This window comes from Neobacillus sp. YX16, from assembly GCF_030123505.1.
GTDB lineage: Bacteria > Bacillota > Bacilli > Bacillales > Cytobacillaceae > Neobacillus.
In genome coordinates, this window is the sequence record NZ_CP126115.1 from 3777844 (window position 1) to 3795124 (window position 17281).

Consider the following 17281-nt stretch of genomic DNA (forward strand, 5'->3'; position numbering starts at 1 on the left):
CGGTAATTTGTCCATTCCTTAAAGCATTTGAAGAATAAACTGATTAACAGGTAAAGGAAGAGGGGTGGATATAAATGATTCAAAGACAATTTAATAATCAAGGAAATCAATGTGGATTTAGAAGTTCTAATCGCAATAACAATAACAACAATAACAATAATAACACTAACATAGATATTGATGTAGATAGTGATTTTGAAAACGATGTTCGCAATGTATCAGAATCAGATGCAGATGCAGTAGTTCGTAATACTGACAGAAATACCAATGTTGCTAGAGCTACTATCAATGACTCAGGTAATGCTCGTGTCAATGTTGTATTAAACAGCCTAAGCAATGCTCGTGTTAGAAACGATCAAGAGCAAGACAATGATCAAGACCAAAATACGGATGTGGATGTAGATTGATTTTTTAAGAGATATTCTATTAGATATTCTATTAGATATTTCTTAGTCTCTTTATATAAATCTTTAAATTTTGGGGGGATTAAAAAATGGCAAGAAGAGAAAATATAGCTGGTTCAGGAAGAAACCGCCGCAATAACACAAACACAAACGTTAATGTTGATATTGATAATGATTTTGAAAACGATATTCGCAACCGTTCAGAATCAGATGCAGATGCGGAAGTACAGAATACTGACAGAAATACCAATGTTGCAAGAGCGAAAGTCAATAACTCAGGAAATTCAAACGTTGAAATTACACTAAATAGCAGAAGTAATGCACGAGTAAGGTCTGATCAAGAGCAGGACAATGAACAAGATCAGAATACCAATGTAGATGTTGACTTTTAAGATATTTTATATCTATTTCTTAAACTCTATTAATAAATTTTAAAATTATTGGGGGATTACAAAAATGAATAGAAGAAATTCAGGAAGAAACCGTCGTAATGACACAAACGTTAATGTTGATGTAAATACTGATTTTGAAAACGATGTTCGCAACCAATCAGAATCAGATGCAGATGCGGAAGTACGGAATACTGACAGAAACACAAATATTGCGAGAGCGACAATCAATAACTCAGGAAATTCTCGCGTAGATATTGCACTTAATAGCAGAAGTAATGCACGAGTAAGATCTGATCAAGACCAAGACAACGATCAAGACCAAAATACAGATGTGGATGTTGATTTATAATTAACAATTGAGGGTGGGATAAATGTATTCCACCCTCAATAAGGATAGGTGGAAATAATGGATAAATACAGAGGTAGGAACAGGAAAATCCTTCCTGGTTGGCAAAATTCAAGGACAAATAATAACACCTCTGAATCGCTTTCTCTCGAAAAAGATGATGTAAGGATTAACAGTGAAAACATTAATACGATAGGACAAAGTGGCAATTCTGATGTAGATGTGCAAGTAGAAGTATTTGTTGATACGACTCCAATTGCATTTGCCATCCTTACTTCCCTGCTCGCAACTAAACAATTGACTGTGGAAGAGTTTAATGAAGCCGTTAGGCGTCTTGAAAATCTTACCCAAGATAGAGATTTTAATGCCACTTCATTTATTCCTAATAATGTTTCAGATGTGAAATTATTTAGAAGAAATTAGAGATGAGTGGATTATTTGTTCCACTCTTTTTTAAGTTATTATATCGTTTATTTAGCCGAAATGTGAAAAGCTAATCCTATATAGAAGTACAATAAACGGTAAATAGGTTGCAAATAGATACAATACCCAATTTCATTAGGCATTTTATGTAATATTTAAAATATGTTCTTTTAATTGCTCTATCGATACATACTCTCCATTTTCTTTTCGATGAAGCATCACATGGCAGTTCGGGCAAACAGGGATTAAATCTTTTATTGGATCTACTATATAGTCTTATTGTATCTCATGAAGTGGCTTAATATGGTGGACATGAATAAAATCTTTTCCTACTACTCCATATGTCTTTTCAAAATCTAAATCACATATCTGACATTGTACTCCAAAATGATTCATCATTGCTTACGAGCGATAGGATTGCGTTCATATACATTTACTACAACCTTTTACGCGTTCCTTCTTCTAAAGTATCAAAGACTTCATCTGGATAATACCCTTCTGTTAAATCTTGTTCAAAGAATGATATAATATAATCCCGAAGTTCCCCTGTCAATTTCCTCGAACCTTGAATATTCCCTTTTAAACCATGTTCTCTTAATTTTTAAAGAGATAATGCATTTGTATCAACTTCGTCTACAAAGCGAATACGCGTATATTCCCTTTCTTTCGATTCCTCCAATTTCTTTTCATCCTTCCAAAATGTTTGATTATGGGTAGTATCATTTTTTTGTACTAACCCTTCTACTACTTCAACTTTATAGCGGACTTTTTTGATTTACCTGAAATATACAAGAAAAATATATCTCCTTTTTCATACTTAAAAGAGCGTCTCCAAACTAATGTTTCGTACCGATTAAATGCACTTTAGAAATTTTATGCAAAAGGATTGAAACCTGATAAAAGGAAAACTATCATCATATCTAGATAGATAAAATATGAGGGGAAAAAAGTAATTAGAATAAAGGGGGAATTTAAGAATGACGGAAATAAAAGATTGGAAAAATGGTGCTCTTGGACAAAAATTCATCGCTTCATTTAGCGGAGGAAAAGATAGTGTCTTAGCACTATATAAAGCTATGAAGGTAGGAGAAGCGGTTGGACTGATTGTCATGCTGGAGGAAGAAGGAAAACGTTCGAGATCCCATGGAATACCGCCGGAGCTTATACGTGCCCAAGCTAAATCCATTGGTTTGCCTGTATATACTGCAGCTGCAAGTTGGACGGATTATGAAAAAGTATTTATGAGCCTTTTAGAAAAATCTAAAAACCAAGGAGCAGAAGTGTTAGTAACGGGTGACTTGGATATGCCTGCTCATGGCTGTTGGCATGATAAGGTTACGCAAAATGCTGGATTAAAGCTTGGGATGCCTCTATGGGAAATGAATCATCTCGAAGCTGTTGAAGAGTTCATTAATCTAGGATTTTTAACGATCATTGTAACGGTAAATTTATCGTTGGGAATGCGAGAAGACGATTTAGGGAAAAGGTTAACCAATGAATTCGTGAAGGAACTTGTAGAACGTGGAATTGACCCCTGTGGTGAAGGTGGAGAGTTTCACACCACAGTAATAGATGGACCCATTTTTAAACATCCTATTCCCGTTCGTAAATGTGCGATTTTTAGGATTGGGGAATATGCTTTTATGCCTTTGGAGCTGGATAAGACAGCTGATGATATGGGTAACTTTTAAAGAAGACTTCCATCAGTGAGGACTTCATTTACTTGGTCTGGTGACAATTCACCATTTACTAATGCTCCTAAAGCTTTTTGGGGTGGATACTCTGGTTACTTCCAAGACTCTGATGGACATCTTTGGGATAGTATGGAATCCACATTGGGAAATCACTGAATAAGAAAATTAATATAATGGTTCTTTTCTGTAGAAGCTTTGATTATTTCCAATTAAATCATTCAGGCTCAGAGCATTAGCCCTGAGCCTTCTATGATTAGTATAAAATGTTTATGACAATTCTTCATATTGTCTACTTAGTAGGAATTTCCCCATAAAGTTATCCTTGATTAAGTGCACTTTCGTCCATAAAAACGATTTCCCAGATATGACCGTCAATGTCCTGAAAGCCCCATCCATACATAAAACCATGATCTTGAGGGTCGCTATAGGATTTTCCACCAGATGACAATGCCTTACTAACTAACTCATCTACTTGTTCCCGACTTTCAGCTGATAAGCAGAAAATCGCTTCGGCATAAGTAGTAGTATCCGCAATTTCCTTCTTGGTAAACCCATTGAAACGTTCTTCTACCATGATCAAAGCAAAGATATTGTCATAGATAATCATACAAGATGTGGTCTCATCAGAGAATTGTGGGTTGAACTCAAAACCTAATTCCTTGAAAAAGTTGGTTGACTTGTTTATGTCTTTCACAGGTAGATTGATAAAGATATTTTTGGATTGAAATGCCATTTTTATCACCTCCTGCTGATACTATCACAAGCAATATAACCCAGTCAAAATGCTAAAACTAACGTTTTTTAAGGAGAGTTGCCCTTTTTGTCTAAAATAGTCTTTTTACCAAGATTTCATTTCCATATTTCATTTCCATATTTCATTTTCATCCTAAACCCAGTCAAATCAACAATAAGAAACAGTCCAATTCTTCCGTGAATTAGACTGTTAATAGGTTATCTTTTACCATTTTGTATCCGAAAATCGAACCTGTTAAAATTCAATAGACTAAGTTTTTTTCATTTTTGGTTCTGCAGCATCATTTTTGATTAATTTACTTTTGTAGAACGGACCGACAACCAAGGATCAATCGCAAAAGCAAACTGACCGGTTAGGCACAGAGATACATGCCCTGCCTCTACATGCTGATAGGCTTTATCTTCACTTGATATTAGGTCCATGATTGGAAGGCTTTGAGATTCTAACACCAATTCATCCCTTGTGGATGTAATCACTAATGTACTACATTTAATATTGGTTAAATCCACCTTCTGACCGTCTATCTTCATTTCACCTTTTACAAGCTTGTTATCTTTGTATAATTCATTCATCATTTGCTTAAATGCTGCACCCGAAAACGTAACGGCATCTTTCATCCATTTGTCCATATTCCGCCACTTATCCACATATTTTTGATCGTGAGCACGGGTGACCAGGTTAATGGTTGGTCCGATGTTAAACCCCTGCAGCGCCATAAAGATTGCATATAAAAACTCTGATGGAATCACTTCGTAAGCATCTGCAAACCGGTCAAAATTGATTGTCCCGTTTTGGAGTGCTTTAACCCATTTATTTGGAACAATAGCGTCGCTGTAGTCAATTGGAACTGCTGCCAGAATGAGATTTTTGATTGGCAAATCGGTTAGTGATGTTAGCATTGCTGAAAGCATTCCACCAATACAGTAGCCCACCAAAGATATTTCTTCTGCACCAGAATGTCTTATGGCTCGTTTTACCGCAACTTCCAGATAGTCAATAAGGTAGTTATCCAAAGTGAGGTCCTTGTCTTCCAAGCCAGGAGAACCCCAATCCAGCAAATAGACATCGTAACCCTGTTTTGTAAGGTTGCCCACGACACTTCCTTCCTCAGAGATATCCAGAATATACGCTTTATTTAATAATGAATAAACTAAAAACAAAGGGGTGTTATACTTTTTCTCTGATGCAGGGTGATACCACAAAACAGATTTGTTTTTTTTCCAGACAGCTTTTCTAGGTGTAGACTTAATATCAGGCTTTGGTTCACTCAATACTTTATAAATAGTGTTCCACCGCTGCTTCTCAGTTTCAAGATTGAGAACAGGGATATTTACTATTGATTTAACCTCCATCATTTATTCCACCTTCACCATTATTTTCTTATCAGAACTGGTTCTTCTTTTTCTTTCTGCAAAAGCTTCTTAATCTCATCAAACTCATTTTGCATTTTAGTTAATTTAGTAAGCTCCTATGATGCTTTTTGCCATTCCGAGTGGAGATGTTTGGTGAATTCTAAGATTTCAGCAAGCATTTTATTTTGTTCCTCTGTAGCTAAAGCAAAGCTTTCTTGTAAATTCCAGATTTGCTCTTCAGAATATCTATTTTTTCTTCAGCCTGGATCGTTTGTTTGACTGCATTGGCTACATCATTTTTGGTTGGTAGATTCATATAATTAGCCATTAATTCCCGATTTCTTTTTAACAGCTCTATAAATCTAGAATTTGCCTGAATGCCAACCTTTGTTATTTGGATCAATGGGTTGTTATTAAGGGATTGAAATAGTAATCCATTCAAACTTTTTTCCCACATTTCACTTACTTGTCTCAATGAATCATAAGGATTATTTTCGGACATGCTCTCTCACCTCTGTTTTAATATTGATGTACTCCAACTCACACTTTCTAGCTTTTTTACGTCATTCCTCCTCGCATGAATGAATACTCATTCATTACCATTTACCTGTATTTTACATTGAATAATAGTAACTTACAATAGAGCAATTCGAAGATTCTGAGAACAATTTTAAAATGTTTTAATAGTGCGAAAACTGCCTTACAAAGTTACCAATTTCTTTCACTGCCTTTTTAGCTTCAGGTAATTTATTGCTTATTTGCCATACATGCCACTTACCTTCCCAGACTTTAAGATGGACCTCCACTCCCGCCTGTCGGGCTTTATTCGCAAGCAACTCCGCATCGCTTAACAAAATTTCAATACTTCCTACCTGGATGAACATTGGCGGAAATCCACTAAAATCAGCAAAAACGGGAGAAATCAATCTATTGTCAAGAGACTCATCAGCTGCATAAGCTTGAGCGGTTTTTCGTACAAGCTCTTCCACTAAATACGGATCTTTTTCCCTATTTTCCCTGTAGCTTACACCCGAGCTTGTTAAATCAACCCAGGGAGACAGACATACTAGGGCTGCAGGAAGCGATTCAGATAGATCTCTAAGCTCCAACGTGGCTGACACCGATAAGCCCCCTCCTGCAGAATCACCTGCAAAGATGATATTCGAAGAATCATAGCCCTGCTTTAGAAGCCATCGATAGATCATGATAGTATCTTCAATGGCTGCGGGAAATGGGTGTTCAGGTGCAAGTCGATATTCCGGCATGAGGACTTTTACACCTGCTTCCATCATGATTCTCGCAGCCAGCGATCGATGGGTTTCCGCTGAGCAATAACCATACCCTCCTCCGTGTAAATAAAGAATCACCTTATCTTCTTTTGTTTGATTATTTAAAATCCACTCAGCGTAAATTCCTTCAATTTGAATTTTTTCAACCTTACAATTTTTCGGCAATTTGGAGAATTTCCGTGCAAATGAATCGATTATCTGTCTACTTTCCTCAATTTTCTTTTCTTCCAATTTAAGTTTTTTTGCACCTGCTTTTATACCCTTTTTAATAAAATAACTGCTTACACTTGGCAAAACAATCCTCTCCTTTAATCACAAGAATGAATAACTATTTAGTGAAAAAGTATTTTTCATTTTCCTTTACACCTAATTTTACCAAAAAATGATTTCAGGCGATTGGTCACTTTTGATAATTTTTCGGAAAAAGCGCGTTATCAATTAAGTTGAGCCAGGGCTAAGTTATTTCATCCCTTCAAAACTCTGAAAAAGGTAAATATCAAGTAGGTACAACAAATTACAAATTCATACCGAAAAAATTATCTAATATTCTTAAAAAAATTGTGGTCGTTTAATTCGTTGTGTTATATAATAACTAATAATAAACAAACTGTTATATAACATTAAGAAAAGGGGTAATAGTAATGAACAAAACGGATTCAATCGCACGAAGAATTTTAGGTTGGAAGTTAAACAGATGGGATCGCTGGTTTGATTATGAAAAAGGTGTTTTCATCCATGATTCTGAATTTCAACCTGAGCAAAACCTTGAACATGCCATGCTAATCGTTAAAAGACTAGAGGAATTCGGTTTTACTTTTTCAACAGCAGGAGAATCCGAAGTTAGCTTCAATAACATCCGCGCGAAAGGTGAAACATTATCACAAGCTATTACCAATGCAGCCTATTCCATCATTGAACAACACTCCGTCGCCAACACCACTAGAATCTGGAGCACTCTGTGTTAACGGGTTTGTGAAATTTATCCATTTTATATTAAAAAGATAGCAAAAAGAGTCCCAAGACACTTGATTGGTCTCAGGACTCTTTATATCTATTATTCCGCTTCACCTACAACAGTAAATCTTTCGTTCAGGTGCTTAGGATTTTCAACTTCATCTACTACTGCAATCGCAAAGTCAGCATAGCTGATATAACTTTCCCCTTTGGAATTAACAAGAAGGTGATCTTTCCCTGACTGATAAGATCTTGTTCTTTTTCCTTCCGCATCAAATACAGCCGAAGGACTAACAAATGTCCATGTTAAGTCAGTTGTATCCTGTAATTCTTGCAAGTTCCTTCCTTGACCTTTAGCTGTTGGTTTAACGAAATCCGGAAATTCAGGAGTATCAATTACTCTTACTGTTTTGTTCTCGTCGACAAAAAGACTTCCAGCTCCTCCGACAACCATTAATCTTGTATTTGTTCCTTTTAACGCCTCAATTAAAGAATGACCCGCATCCACATGTGCTTGTTCTTCTCCAAGCGGCGCGCCAAAGGCATTAATAACAACATCAAACTCACTTAAATCATCAGATGTTAAATCGAATACATTCTTCTCAATGACTGCAATATTTTTATCTTGAAGTTTAGAAGCATTTCTTACAATCGCTGTTACGTTATGCCCTCTGCTTCCTGCTTCATTCAAAATTAGACTTCCTGCTTTTCCACTTGCTCCAATAACTGCGATGTTCATAATGATTTCCTCCAATGAAATAATTTAGTTGCTTGTTGCCTTTTTTATCGATGGAACAACCTCAGTTGCCAAAAATTCAATGTTTTTGGCTACTTTATTAAAAGGTAACCCGCCTATATCCACTTGCGCTAGAAAACGTTTATGGCCAAAAAGCTCATGTTGTTGAAGAACCTTCTCGACAATTTGCTGCGGACTTCCTACGAACAAGGCAGTATTTGGACTAGCCATATGCTCGAAGTCGGCCCTAGACATCCTTGATCCCATTCCTCTTTGGCGATTCACATAGGACCAATAATTTGAATAATAAGGAAAGAACTCGTCTTTTGCTTGCTGCGTCGTTTCAGCAATGTATGCATGTCCTGTTACACCCACTTTTAAAACTTCAGGTGAATGACCTGCCTCCATTCCCGCATTACGGTAAAGGTCCACTAGCGGTTTGAAACGTAATGGGTCTCCCCCTAAAATCGCCAGCGCCATTCCAACCCCAAATCTTCCAGCTCGTACGGCACTTTCAGGTGTCCCTCCAACACCAATCCAAATCGGTATTTGCTCTTGTATAGGTCGTGGTGAAATTTCTGCATTCCTTAAGGGAGAACGAAAATCACCCGACCAACTGACTCTTTCATTTTTATTTAGTTGCAATAGCAATTCCATATGTTCGGTAAAAAGCTCATCATAGTCGTTGGTGCTGTATCCAAACAGCGGGAATGATTCTATAAATGCTCCTCGGCCAGCCAAGATTTCTGCACGACCATCTGAGAGCAAATCCAATGTGGCAAAATCCTCGAATAATCGAACCGGGTCAAGCGTACTTAACACACTTGTAGTACTTGTTAGTTTAATTCGACTTGTTGCTTGTGCAATAGCAGCTAAAATGACTGCTGGAGAGGAGGAAGCATAATCCAAACGATGATGTTCCCCTACCCCAAAAACATCTAGACCTCCTTCATCTGCAAGCTTTGCAGCTTGAATCATTTCCCTCATTCGTTGCTTGGGTGTTATCGTTTCGTTCGTTAAGGGATCCGGACCGATATCAGCAAGTGTATAAATTCCTATTTCAATGCCGTTATGATTACTAGTAGACACTCGGAGTCCTCCTTATCTAAATTGATAACTCGACTTTGTTTCCAGAAGGGTCATGAGTTATAAAAGAATAGTTTACTTCCATAACATTGGCACCAATCTTTTTCAAATTAGATACGCATTTGTTACGTGCTTCTTCATTAGGCAATATGAGTGTAAAAGATTCTAAACCTACACTATTTAGGGAAGGAGTTGGTGCGCCTACTCCATTCCATGTATTGACCCCAATATGATGGTGGTACTTTCCAGAGGAAAGAAATAGTGCCTGCCCGCCATATCGATTGACCACATCAAATCCAAGTCCTTTTACATAAAATTCTTCCGTCTTCTTTAATTCAGAAACATGTAAATGAATATGCCCCATTACCGTTCCTTCAGGCATTCCCTGCCACTTTCCACCTGGTTTAACAGTAGTCAATAGATTTTCAAAATCAAGCGGGTCAACTGTCATAGCCACTTCTTCGCCTTTCCAGCTCCATTCAGAAGGAACCCGATCGATATAAATCTCGATACCGTTTCCATCTGGATCATTTAAATACAATGCCTCACTTACAAGGTGATCCGAAGACCCAAACTTTATCCCCTTGTTCACCAAGTGAATCACAATATTGGCTAAATCCGTTCTTTCTGGTAAAAGGATAGCGAAATGATATAAACCTGTTGTTCTTCCTTGTTTGGGTATTGCATTTGCTGGTTGTTCAAGTGACAATATACTTGTTTTACCGTCAGTTGTTAATTTTGCTGTTGAAGCTGTTTGCTCTAAAATATCAAAACCAAGTGCCTCTTGATAAAACTTTAAAGAAAGTCCTAAATTTTCCACCTTAATCTTTACATGCCCCACAAATGTCGTTGGTTTACTATGAAATCCCATAATAGCCCTCCTATAGTCGATTATTAATCAGCTTATGTTCAATTGAATAGTTAGTTACTTTATGTAAGTAAGTATATTAATGTTATTAAATATTGTCAAGTAACTAGATTTACTTTTGTTATCGAATAACATTTTGTGGTATACTATAAATAAGAGAGGTGTAATGTAGTATGAAACAACCTACTATATGTCCAAAATTTGAAAAAGCCATTTCACTACTCAGTCAAAGATGGAGTGCATTAGTTATTTATCAGCTATTATCAGGTTCGCAAAGGTTTACTGAAATTCAGTCCGCTATAGGCATAAGTGGTAAAGTATTATCCGATCGTTTAAAGGATTTAGAACATCAAGGAGTAGTTAAACGTGAGGTTATACCTGAAACACCAGTGATTATTGAGTACTCATTAACGGAAAAAGGTCGTTCACTAGAACCGGTCTTACGAGAAATAGAGAGCTGGTCCCAACATTGGGTGAAGCCGGAACCTGAGCTATCATAAATGCCGAAGCATAACTTTTTATGTAAGAAAAAAATAGAACAAAAAAAGACATTCTCGTTTACTAACAAATAAGAGCAGGATACCTCAATAAGGTTCCTGCTCTTGTCTATTTTCCGATAAAGTTCGGTGAACGCTTTTCAATAAAAGCGCGTATCCCTTCTCTTGAATCCTCACTTTTAAACGCCTCTTCTGAATAACTCCACTCTTCACGGAAGGCGAGATCCATAGGCAGGTTCAGTAAACGCAATACGGCTTTCTTTGTACTTTGGACTGCAATTGGACCATTGTTACAAATAATCTCTGCTACTCTTTCTACTTCTTCCATTAATTGCTCCTTAGCCACAACTCTATTGATTAGCCCAATTTCCTTTGCCTCCTGTGCTGTTAACTGCTCTCCTGTAAGAAGAATCTCCATGGCCCGGCAATAGGGGATTTGCCTTACTAGTCTTACAAGCGAACCAGCAGCGGCCATTATGGACCATTTCGGTTCCGGAAGTCCGAATCTTGCCTCCTCGGCAGCAATTCGAATATCTGTTGCCTCTAAAATTTCCATCCCACCAGCGAGGCAAAATCCATTAACGGCTGCAATTATCGGCTTCCAGACAGGGACATTTTTCAGCATCGCTGATTCTGTTTTTTCTTGATCAAGTTTTCCTTCAAGTAATAATGGAATCGTTTCCTTTAAATCCGCGCCTGAACAAAAGGCTTTATCTCCTGTTCCGGTTAAGATGATTACCCGGATATCATCGTCATTCTGTGCCTCCATAAAATAACGGCCGATCATTTCAAAACCATCCGGTGTCATAGCATTCAATACCTTGGGTCGATTAAACGTAATATACGCTTTGTTTCCTTCCTTTTTGTATAATACAGGTGGTTCCATTCTTTATCCCTCCTGATTGGTTTCTCTTATTAAAAATGAGCGTGTTTAAGCCATTGACCGCCATCCATTGTGATACAGTCACCATTGATGTAATCAGCATTCGGTGAAAGCAGGAAGGCTGCTAGATGAGCGATTTCCTCCGGTTTGCCTACTCTTCCTAGTGGAACACTTTCAATCGTTCTTTGTAAGGCTTCGTTTGAACCGAAAAGTTTATCTGCTCCTCCTGTGTTTTCGATTGGTACAGGGGCAATCGCATTGGCACGGATACCGTATTTTTCTCCCCATTCCACAGCCAGCGTTCTCGTCATCGTTAATACGCCCGATTTTGCACAGGCAGAATGAATGACTCCGGCCGCAGCACCCCATGCATATGTAGCGACAATGTTGAGGATACTCCCCTTAGTTTGTGTGTTAATCCAGTGCTTTCCAACAGCCTGACTACAATACCATGTACCATTCAAAACGATGTCAATGACCGCATTCCAGCCATTAATAGATAGATCCTCTGCTGGACAGATAAAATTCCCGGCAGCATTATTAATGAGGTGATCAATCCTGCCAAAGGTTTTTACCGTTTCATCAACCATCAACTGAACTTTTTCAGGATCACGAACGTCCATTTGAATCGGTAATACCTTACCACCAAACCGCTCTAAGCTTTGACTTGCTTCTTCCAATCTCTCGACATTTCGTCCAGTGATGACGACATGTGCCCCTTTTTCTAAAAAATTCTTGGCCATTGCCTTACCCATTCCACTTGAACCGCCGGTAATAATCACAACTTGATCCTTCATGTTTGCTCACCCCTTTTTATTTTTCCCCTTTAATAGAGAGCCCTCTTATTTAGTATCTTTCTCTATTAATTAATGCTTTTGAAATTCCCACAATACATGGTTCACCTGTTTGTTTCACGATAGTCTGTTTCACGGTAACCACACCCGTACCATTGCCTTTATCCTCGAGGTCTATGACTTCAAGCTCAACATGAATGGTATCGTTAATAAATACGGGATGAATAAACCGAAGTTTATCTATCCCATAATTAGCTGCCACAATGCCAGGTTCCATCTTTGTAAGTCCTACGGCAAAGGAAAGCACCAACATTCCATGAGCAATCCTCTGCTTAAAAAAGGAATCTTTAGCAAATTCTATATCGGTATGCAGCGGATAATAGTCACCGGTTAACGCTGAAAACATTACGATATCCGCTTCCGTAATCGTCCGCCCTCTTGACTTCCATTGTTCGCCTACTTCAAAATTCTCAAAGTATTTATCGTACATTTTTTCCACCCTTTCGTTAAACTCTTTGCCTTAATACCGTTTTAAGGATTTTTCCAGTTGCGTTACGGGGTAATGCTTCAACAATCTCCACCTGTTTAGGAAATTTAAACCTTGCAATTTTTCCATTTAAAAATTCTTCTAGGTCATGAACGTTAAGAGGCTTGCTAATATCTTTCAACGCAATGACTGCTTTGATTGACTCTCCCCATTTATCATCCGGGTAACCAAGGACAGCGGCCTCCTTTATGTTCGGGTGTCGATATAATACCTGTTCAATTTCAATTGGATAGACATTCTCTCCACCTGTGATAATCATGTCTTTCTTACGGTCCACGATATAAATAAATCCTTCCGAATCAAATTTCGCTAGGTCACCGGTATAGAACCAGCCATTTTTAATGGCTTGTTTCGTCTCCTCAGGTTTATTCCAATATCCAGCCATCACGTTCGGACCATTGACAATAAGTTCACCAACTTGGCCTGGGGGCAGATCACGGTCAGTTGGATCAACGATACGGACATTAGTGTGGATTGGCTCCTTTCCAACTGAGCCATTTTTTCGGATTGTATTTTCTTTGTCGAGTATACTGACAAATGGAGCTGTTTCTGTTAGACCGAACCCCTCATAAAAAGGTATACCCCGTTCTTGGAAAAATTCAATAACCGTTATTGGACATGGTGCGCCGCCAGATACTGCAAATCTTAGTGATGAAATATCATATGCTTCAAAGCCTTCGACATTTGTTAATGCCTGCCACATGGCAGGGACAAGGAATAAACAGGTAATTCGCTCATCATGGATTTTTTGGAGGACTCTACTAGGATCAAAAAGATCCTCCAAAATAATAGTTGCGCCTTTATACATTAATGGTGTTGTAAAAACACTCATTCCACCTATATGAAATAATCGTGCTACTGACAACGTAATATCCATGGAGTCAACCGGAATACTTTGAATCATGTTGATGGCATTCCACTGTGTATTTCCGTGGGTTAACATGGCTCCTTTTGTTCTCCCAGTCGTACCTGATGTGTACATCATCATTTGAACATCGTCTAGGCGAATATCATAATCATGTTCTTCATTTGAGGCATTCGCGATTAAATCCTCATAAACAGAATCCTTTTCACTAGGATTACTACCTACGTGGATGTATTCGAGCAAACTAGATTCTTTCAACCTCAGTTCATCGACTAATGATTTCATCCTGACGTCATAAATGAAATGATACGACCTTGAGTCATTCACAATATAAAGAACTTCTTCCACACTTAACCGGAAATTAATCGGAACAAAAATAGCTCCTATTTTTGCACAGGCAAACATTGATTCTAGTATTTCGTTCGTATTGAATAAAAGTACATTAACGCGGTCGCCTTTTCTTACCCCTATAGAAATAAGAGCATTCGATAATCGATTTACCCTCTCATTTAATTCTGAATACGTAAATCTTTTTTCATTGTAGACAAGTGCAAGCCTGTCAGGCCGGAGCTTACTATGTTTAACCAACCAGTTCCCTATTCCTTTCACCAAAGCCCACCTCAACCCCCTAGTAAATTTGGAAAATGCTTCTATCTAACTTAAAATAGTGGAATGCTTCTTGGCTGGAAGTGGAAAATCTTTATTTTCAAACGTTTCGTATCTTCTGATTAATTCTTTTCGTAATTCACTCGGAACCACTAAGTCATCCACGACAAGTTCGCCAGATAGTTTGATAATGTCATAGCCTGCCCGGTATTCTTCCCGAAGCTCTTGAATCAATGCCGCTCTTTCTTCCGGGTCGGTTACAGCTTGAATTTTATTATAATAAACAGCATTAACTGCGGCTTCTGGACCCATAATTGCGATTTCCGCTGATGGAAGTGCAATGGTGGTGTCTGGTTCATAGGCTGGTCCTGCCATCGCATAAATTCCCGCACCATATGCTTTACGGACAATCACACACATTTTCGGAACATTGGCGGTTGAACTGGCGTAAATGAAATTGCGCCCTTTTCTTAAAATCCCTTCCTGCTCTACTTTTGTACCGACCATAAATCCCGGTGTATCACATAAATAGAGGAGAGGGATATTGTAGGCATCGCAGGTCCAGACAAATTTCGCTCCTTTATCCGAGGATTCAGGGAAGATCGCTCCGCCTTTTTGCATAGGCTGGTTGGCGACGATTCCCACTGTTTTCCCATTCAATCTCGCAAATCCTGTCACCAATTCTTTTGCGTAGTTGGCTTTTACTTCTAGGAAACTATCACCATCCACGATAGCTTCTATTAATTTGCGAACATCATAGGCACGGTTAGGCTCCATTGGGATGATATTATCAATCTCTTCCGGAGAACGCTTTGGCTCGACGGCCGGTAATTCAGGTATTTTCCCTTCAAAATAATCCGGAAGATAAGTTAGCAGTTTTTTCACAATCTCAGCGGCCTCTTCCTCTGATTTCGCAATAAAGTCGGCTGAGCCGCTTTTCGTTGTATGCATAGTGGCACCACCAAGCTCCTCCACATCTACCTTTTGCCCGGTTGCCATTTGAACCATTCGAGGTGAAGCGATTGCCATCCCCGAAATCTTATCGACCATCACAACGAAATCAGAAAATACTGGCATATAGGCAGTACCAGCAAAACATGGTCCGTAAAGGACAGCGATTTGCGGAACCCGTCCAGAAAGCATGCTGTGGTTATACCAAATTTTCCCTCCCGAGTATTTTTCAACATGGTACCCGCCAGCTTCATCAATACGTCCTCCAGATGAATCAATCAAATATACAATCGGACGTCTTCCACGGATGGCTGACTCTTGAATCCTTAATATTTTTTCTCCATGGTACTTACCAATGGACCCTGCTTTGACGGTATAATCGCTGGCCATAAAGAAGACTAAGCGCTCATTGATTTTCCCGGTGCCTGTCACCACCCCGTCAGCAGGCAGTTTTTCTTTATTTGCATTCGCAAATAAGCCCGTTTCGTAAAAGGGTTGTTCATCATCGAAATATAGCTTCAAACGATCGCGAACAAATAACTTCCCTATTTTTTTAATCTTTTCATGATCTGGTCCACCTTTATAGATTCGTTCTCTTTCGGCGAGGATTTTTCGTTCACGTTCCAAATTCCGCACATCCTTTGCGTGGTATTTTGTCATTTTCCTGGGTTAAGAAATGATTCCCAATTGTTTTGTAAGGATTTCGTTCATAATTTGAGTAGTGCCTCCGCCTATCGTTTGGATACGAGCATCACGCCAAATCCGCTGAATTGGGAATTCCATCATATAGCCATTCCCGCCATGTATTTGCAATGCCTGATCTGCCACGCGATTCAGCATTTCCGTGGCAACTGCCTTAGCCATGGTTGCTTCGGTAACACAGTTTTCACCTTTGTTATACAAATAAAGTGCCCGGTAAGTGATGTTCCTCGCTTTTTCAATATCAACTGCCATATCGACCATTTTGTGGCGCAGCACCTGGTATTCTGATAATGGCTTGTTAAATTGAATTCTTTCCTTACTGTATTTCATCGCCAATTCCAATGCTTTCTCAGCTGCTCCAATACATCCTAATGCGAGTGTCATTCTTTCATATTGGAAATTTTTCATGATATAAAGAAAGCCCTCATTTTTGTTGCCGATCAAGTTCTCCTTTGGAACCTTTACACCATCGAAAAAGATTTCTGCCGTATCAGATGATCGCCACCCTAACTTCTTTAAACTTTTTCCAACAGAGTACCCTTTTGAACTCGTTTCTACGATAAAAAGACTTATATTTCTGTGGACCGGTTCATCCTTCGTTTTTGCGGCAACGATCACATAATCAGCATTAACACCATTTGTGATAAATGTTTTTGAGCCATTTAAGAGATAATAATCACCATCTTTTTTCGCCGTGGTTTTAATGGCAGATACGTCCGAGCCACCGCCTGGCTCTGTAATTGCTAACGCAGAGATTAAGTCTCCCATAATACCTGGAACAAGGTATTTTTGTTTTTGCTCATGGTTTCCATATCTCCAAATATTTGTCATGGCGATGGTCGTGTGCGAGCCAATCGCTGCACCGACACCACCGGCGCCACACCTTGACAATTCCTCCGTAAACACAGCTTCCATAATTAAATCCAATCCGCTGCCGCCATATTCTTCAGGAAACTTAATCCCCAAATATCCTAATTCACCCATTCTTTTAAATAAACTTCTTGGTGTTTCACCATCTTTCTCCCACTGCTCAATATTTGGCTCCACCTCTTTTTCTAAAAAAGAGCGTACAGCCTTACGAAACATCTGATGCTCTTCTGTAAATATCCAGTGTGACATCCTGCTCCTCCTCCCTTGG

Annotated in this window: 20 protein-coding genes; 7 read left to right on the plus strand and 13 right to left on the minus strand. The window is 38.7% G+C overall.

Features of this window, described 5'->3' with window-relative positions:
- The first annotated feature begins 74 nt into the window (after nt 1-74).
- The 5 genes from QNH48_RS18415 to QNH48_RS18435 all read left to right on the plus strand — a co-directional run bounded on the left by QNH48_RS18415 (nt 75) and on the right by QNH48_RS18435 (nt 3256).
- Nucleotides 75-407, plus strand: coding sequence for a hypothetical protein (locus QNH48_RS18415; RefSeq protein ID WP_283951478.1), 333 nt, complete (start codon nt 75-77; stop codon nt 405-407).
- A gap of 86 nt (nt 408-493) precedes the next feature.
- Nucleotides 494-796, plus strand: a complete 303-nt coding sequence (locus tag QNH48_RS18420) for a hypothetical protein (RefSeq protein ID WP_283951479.1) — start codon at nt 494-496, stop codon at nt 794-796.
- 64 nt (nt 797-860) lie between these two features.
- A complete protein-coding gene (locus QNH48_RS18425) occupies nt 861-1145 on the plus strand; it encodes a hypothetical protein (RefSeq protein ID WP_283951480.1) in 285 nt (94 codons plus the stop codon).
- Nucleotides 1146-1202: 57 nt separating this feature from the next.
- Nucleotides 1203-1565 (plus strand): hypothetical protein, encoded by a 363-nt coding sequence (locus tag QNH48_RS18430; protein ID WP_283951481.1) that lies wholly within the window; start codon nt 1203-1205, stop codon nt 1563-1565.
- 977 nt (nt 1566-2542) lie between these two features.
- Nucleotides 2543-3256 carry a Dph6-related ATP pyrophosphatase gene (locus tag QNH48_RS18435; protein WP_283951482.1) on the plus strand — a complete coding sequence of 238 codons (714 nt, stop codon included), beginning with the start codon at nt 2543-2545 and terminating at the stop codon, nt 3254-3256.
- Nucleotides 3257-3575: 319 nt separating this feature from the next.
- On the opposite strand, the gene QNH48_RS18445 is transcribed toward QNH48_RS18435, so the two are convergent.
- From QNH48_RS18445 to QNH48_RS18460, 4 genes are all read right to left on the minus strand, one after another.
- Nucleotides 3576-3992 (minus strand): VOC family protein, encoded by a 417-nt coding sequence (locus QNH48_RS18445; protein WP_283951483.1) that lies wholly within the window; start codon nt 3990-3992, stop codon nt 3576-3578.
- A gap of 311 nt (nt 3993-4303) precedes the next feature.
- Nucleotides 4304-5368 carry an alpha/beta fold hydrolase gene (locus QNH48_RS18450; RefSeq protein WP_283951484.1) on the minus strand — a complete coding sequence of 355 codons (1065 nt, stop codon included), beginning with the start codon at nt 5366-5368 and terminating at the stop codon, nt 4304-4306.
- A 196-nt stretch (nt 5369-5564) separates the two neighbouring features.
- Nucleotides 5565-5867, minus strand: a complete 303-nt coding sequence (locus tag QNH48_RS18455; protein ID WP_283951485.1) for a hypothetical protein — start codon at nt 5865-5867, stop codon at nt 5565-5567.
- A gap of 178 nt (nt 5868-6045) precedes the next feature.
- Nucleotides 6046-6948, minus strand: a complete 903-nt coding sequence (locus QNH48_RS18460) for an alpha/beta hydrolase (RefSeq protein WP_283951486.1) — start codon at nt 6946-6948, stop codon at nt 6046-6048.
- 347 nt (nt 6949-7295) lie between these two features.
- On the opposite strand from QNH48_RS18460, the gene QNH48_RS18465 reads away from it, so the two are divergent.
- On the plus strand, nt 7296-7619 hold the full coding sequence (locus QNH48_RS18465; protein ID WP_283951487.1) for a BC1872 family protein: 324 nt from the start codon (nt 7296-7298) through the stop codon (nt 7617-7619).
- A gap of 89 nt (nt 7620-7708) precedes the next feature.
- On the opposite strand, the gene QNH48_RS18470 is transcribed toward QNH48_RS18465, so the two are convergent.
- From QNH48_RS18470 to QNH48_RS18480, 3 genes are read right to left on the minus strand one after another with little or no spacing between them, the layout of a single operon-like run.
- Nucleotides 7709-8347: an NAD(P)-dependent oxidoreductase gene (locus tag QNH48_RS18470; RefSeq protein WP_283951488.1), complete on the minus strand. Its 639-nt coding sequence runs from the start codon at nt 8345-8347 to the stop codon at nt 7709-7711.
- A 24-nt stretch (nt 8348-8371) separates the two neighbouring features.
- On the minus strand, nt 8372-9433 hold the full coding sequence (locus tag QNH48_RS18475; protein ID WP_283951489.1) for an LLM class flavin-dependent oxidoreductase: 1062 nt from the start codon (nt 9431-9433) through the stop codon (nt 8372-8374).
- Nucleotides 9434-9449: 16 nt separating this feature from the next.
- Complete coding sequence (locus tag QNH48_RS18480) at nt 9450-10301, minus strand: VOC family protein (protein WP_283951490.1); 852 nt, start codon at nt 10299-10301, stop codon at nt 9450-9452.
- A gap of 170 nt (nt 10302-10471) precedes the next feature.
- Between QNH48_RS18480 and QNH48_RS18485 the strand changes: the two genes are divergently transcribed.
- Nucleotides 10472-10798 carry a winged helix-turn-helix transcriptional regulator gene (locus QNH48_RS18485; RefSeq protein WP_283951491.1) on the plus strand — a complete coding sequence of 109 codons (327 nt, stop codon included), beginning with the start codon at nt 10472-10474 and terminating at the stop codon, nt 10796-10798.
- Nucleotides 10799-10904: 106 nt separating this feature from the next.
- Here the strand turns inward: QNH48_RS18485 and QNH48_RS18490 are convergent, their stop codons facing one another.
- Genes QNH48_RS18490 through QNH48_RS18515 form a run of 6 tightly spaced genes read right to left on the minus strand, consistent with a single transcriptional unit; the run spans nt 10905 to nt 17262 of the window.
- Nucleotides 10905-11681 (minus strand): enoyl-CoA hydratase/isomerase family protein, encoded by a 777-nt coding sequence (locus QNH48_RS18490; RefSeq protein WP_283951492.1) that lies wholly within the window; start codon nt 11679-11681, stop codon nt 10905-10907.
- A gap of 29 nt (nt 11682-11710) precedes the next feature.
- Nucleotides 11711-12475, minus strand: a complete 765-nt coding sequence (fadH, locus tag QNH48_RS18495; RefSeq protein ID WP_283951493.1) for a 2,4-dienoyl-CoA reductase — start codon at nt 12473-12475, stop codon at nt 11711-11713.
- Between the two features lie 49 nt (nt 12476-12524).
- Complete coding sequence (locus tag QNH48_RS18500) at nt 12525-12962, minus strand: MaoC/PaaZ C-terminal domain-containing protein (RefSeq protein ID WP_283951494.1); 438 nt, start codon at nt 12960-12962, stop codon at nt 12525-12527.
- Between the two features lie 16 nt (nt 12963-12978).
- A complete protein-coding gene (locus tag QNH48_RS18505) occupies nt 12979-14493 on the minus strand; it encodes an acyl-CoA synthetase (protein ID WP_283955815.1) in 1515 nt (504 codons plus the stop codon).
- 45 nt (nt 14494-14538) lie between these two features.
- Entirely contained in the window at nt 14539-16077 is a 1539-nt protein-coding gene (locus QNH48_RS18510) for an acyl-CoA carboxylase subunit beta (protein WP_481858505.1), read from the minus strand.
- Nucleotides 16078-16110: 33 nt separating this feature from the next.
- Nucleotides 16111-17262, minus strand: coding sequence for an acyl-CoA dehydrogenase family protein (locus tag QNH48_RS18515; protein ID WP_283951496.1), 1152 nt, complete (start codon nt 17260-17262; stop codon nt 16111-16113).
- Nucleotides 17263-17281 lie beyond the last annotated feature (19 nt).

Excerpts from the sequence above, each read along its gene's own strand:
- QNH48_RS18515 (WP_283951496.1), bottom strand. The coding sequence starts at position 17,262 with ATGTCACACTGGATATTTACAGAAGAGCATCAGATGTTTCGTAAGGCT.
- QNH48_RS18465 (WP_283951487.1), top strand. The coding sequence starts at position 7,296 with ATGAACAAAACGGATTCAATCGCACGAAGAATTTTAGGTTGGAAGTTA.
- QNH48_RS18420 (WP_283951479.1), top strand. The coding sequence starts at position 494 with ATGGCAAGAAGAGAAAATATAGCTGGTTCAGGAAGAAACCGCCGCAAT.
- QNH48_RS18445 (WP_283951483.1), bottom strand. The coding sequence starts at position 3,992 with ATGGCATTTCAATCCAAAAATATCTTTATCAATCTACCTGTGAAAGAC.
- QNH48_RS18480 (WP_283951490.1), bottom strand. The coding sequence starts at position 10,301 with ATGGGATTTCATAGTAAACCAACGACATTTGTGGGGCATGTAAAGATT.
- QNH48_RS18425 (WP_283951480.1), top strand. The coding sequence starts at position 861 with ATGAATAGAAGAAATTCAGGAAGAAACCGTCGTAATGACACAAACGTT.
- QNH48_RS18415 (WP_283951478.1), top strand. The coding sequence starts at position 75 with ATGATTCAAAGACAATTTAATAATCAAGGAAATCAATGTGGATTTAGA.
- QNH48_RS18435 (WP_283951482.1), top strand. The coding sequence starts at position 2,543 with ATGACGGAAATAAAAGATTGGAAAAATGGTGCTCTTGGACAAAAATTC.
- QNH48_RS18455 (WP_283951485.1), bottom strand. The coding sequence starts at position 5,867 with ATGTCCGAAAATAATCCTTATGATTCATTGAGACAAGTAAGTGAAATG.
- QNH48_RS18485 (WP_283951491.1), top strand. The coding sequence starts at position 10,472 with ATGAAACAACCTACTATATGTCCAAAATTTGAAAAAGCCATTTCACTA.
- QNH48_RS18450 (WP_283951484.1), bottom strand. The coding sequence starts at position 5,368 with ATGATGGAGGTTAAATCAATAGTAAATATCCCTGTTCTCAATCTTGAA.
- QNH48_RS18470 (WP_283951488.1), bottom strand. The coding sequence starts at position 8,347 with ATGAACATCGCAGTTATTGGAGCAAGTGGAAAAGCAGGAAGTCTAATT.
- QNH48_RS18500 (WP_283951494.1), bottom strand. The coding sequence starts at position 12,962 with ATGTACGATAAATACTTTGAGAATTTTGAAGTAGGCGAACAATGGAAG.
- fadH (WP_283951493.1), bottom strand. The coding sequence starts at position 12,475 with ATGAAGGATCAAGTTGTGATTATTACCGGCGGTTCAAGTGGAATGGGT.
- QNH48_RS18490 (WP_283951492.1), bottom strand. The coding sequence starts at position 11,681 with ATGGAACCACCTGTATTATACAAAAAGGAAGGAAACAAAGCGTATATT.
- QNH48_RS18430 (WP_283951481.1), top strand. The coding sequence starts at position 1,203 with ATGGATAAATACAGAGGTAGGAACAGGAAAATCCTTCCTGGTTGGCAA.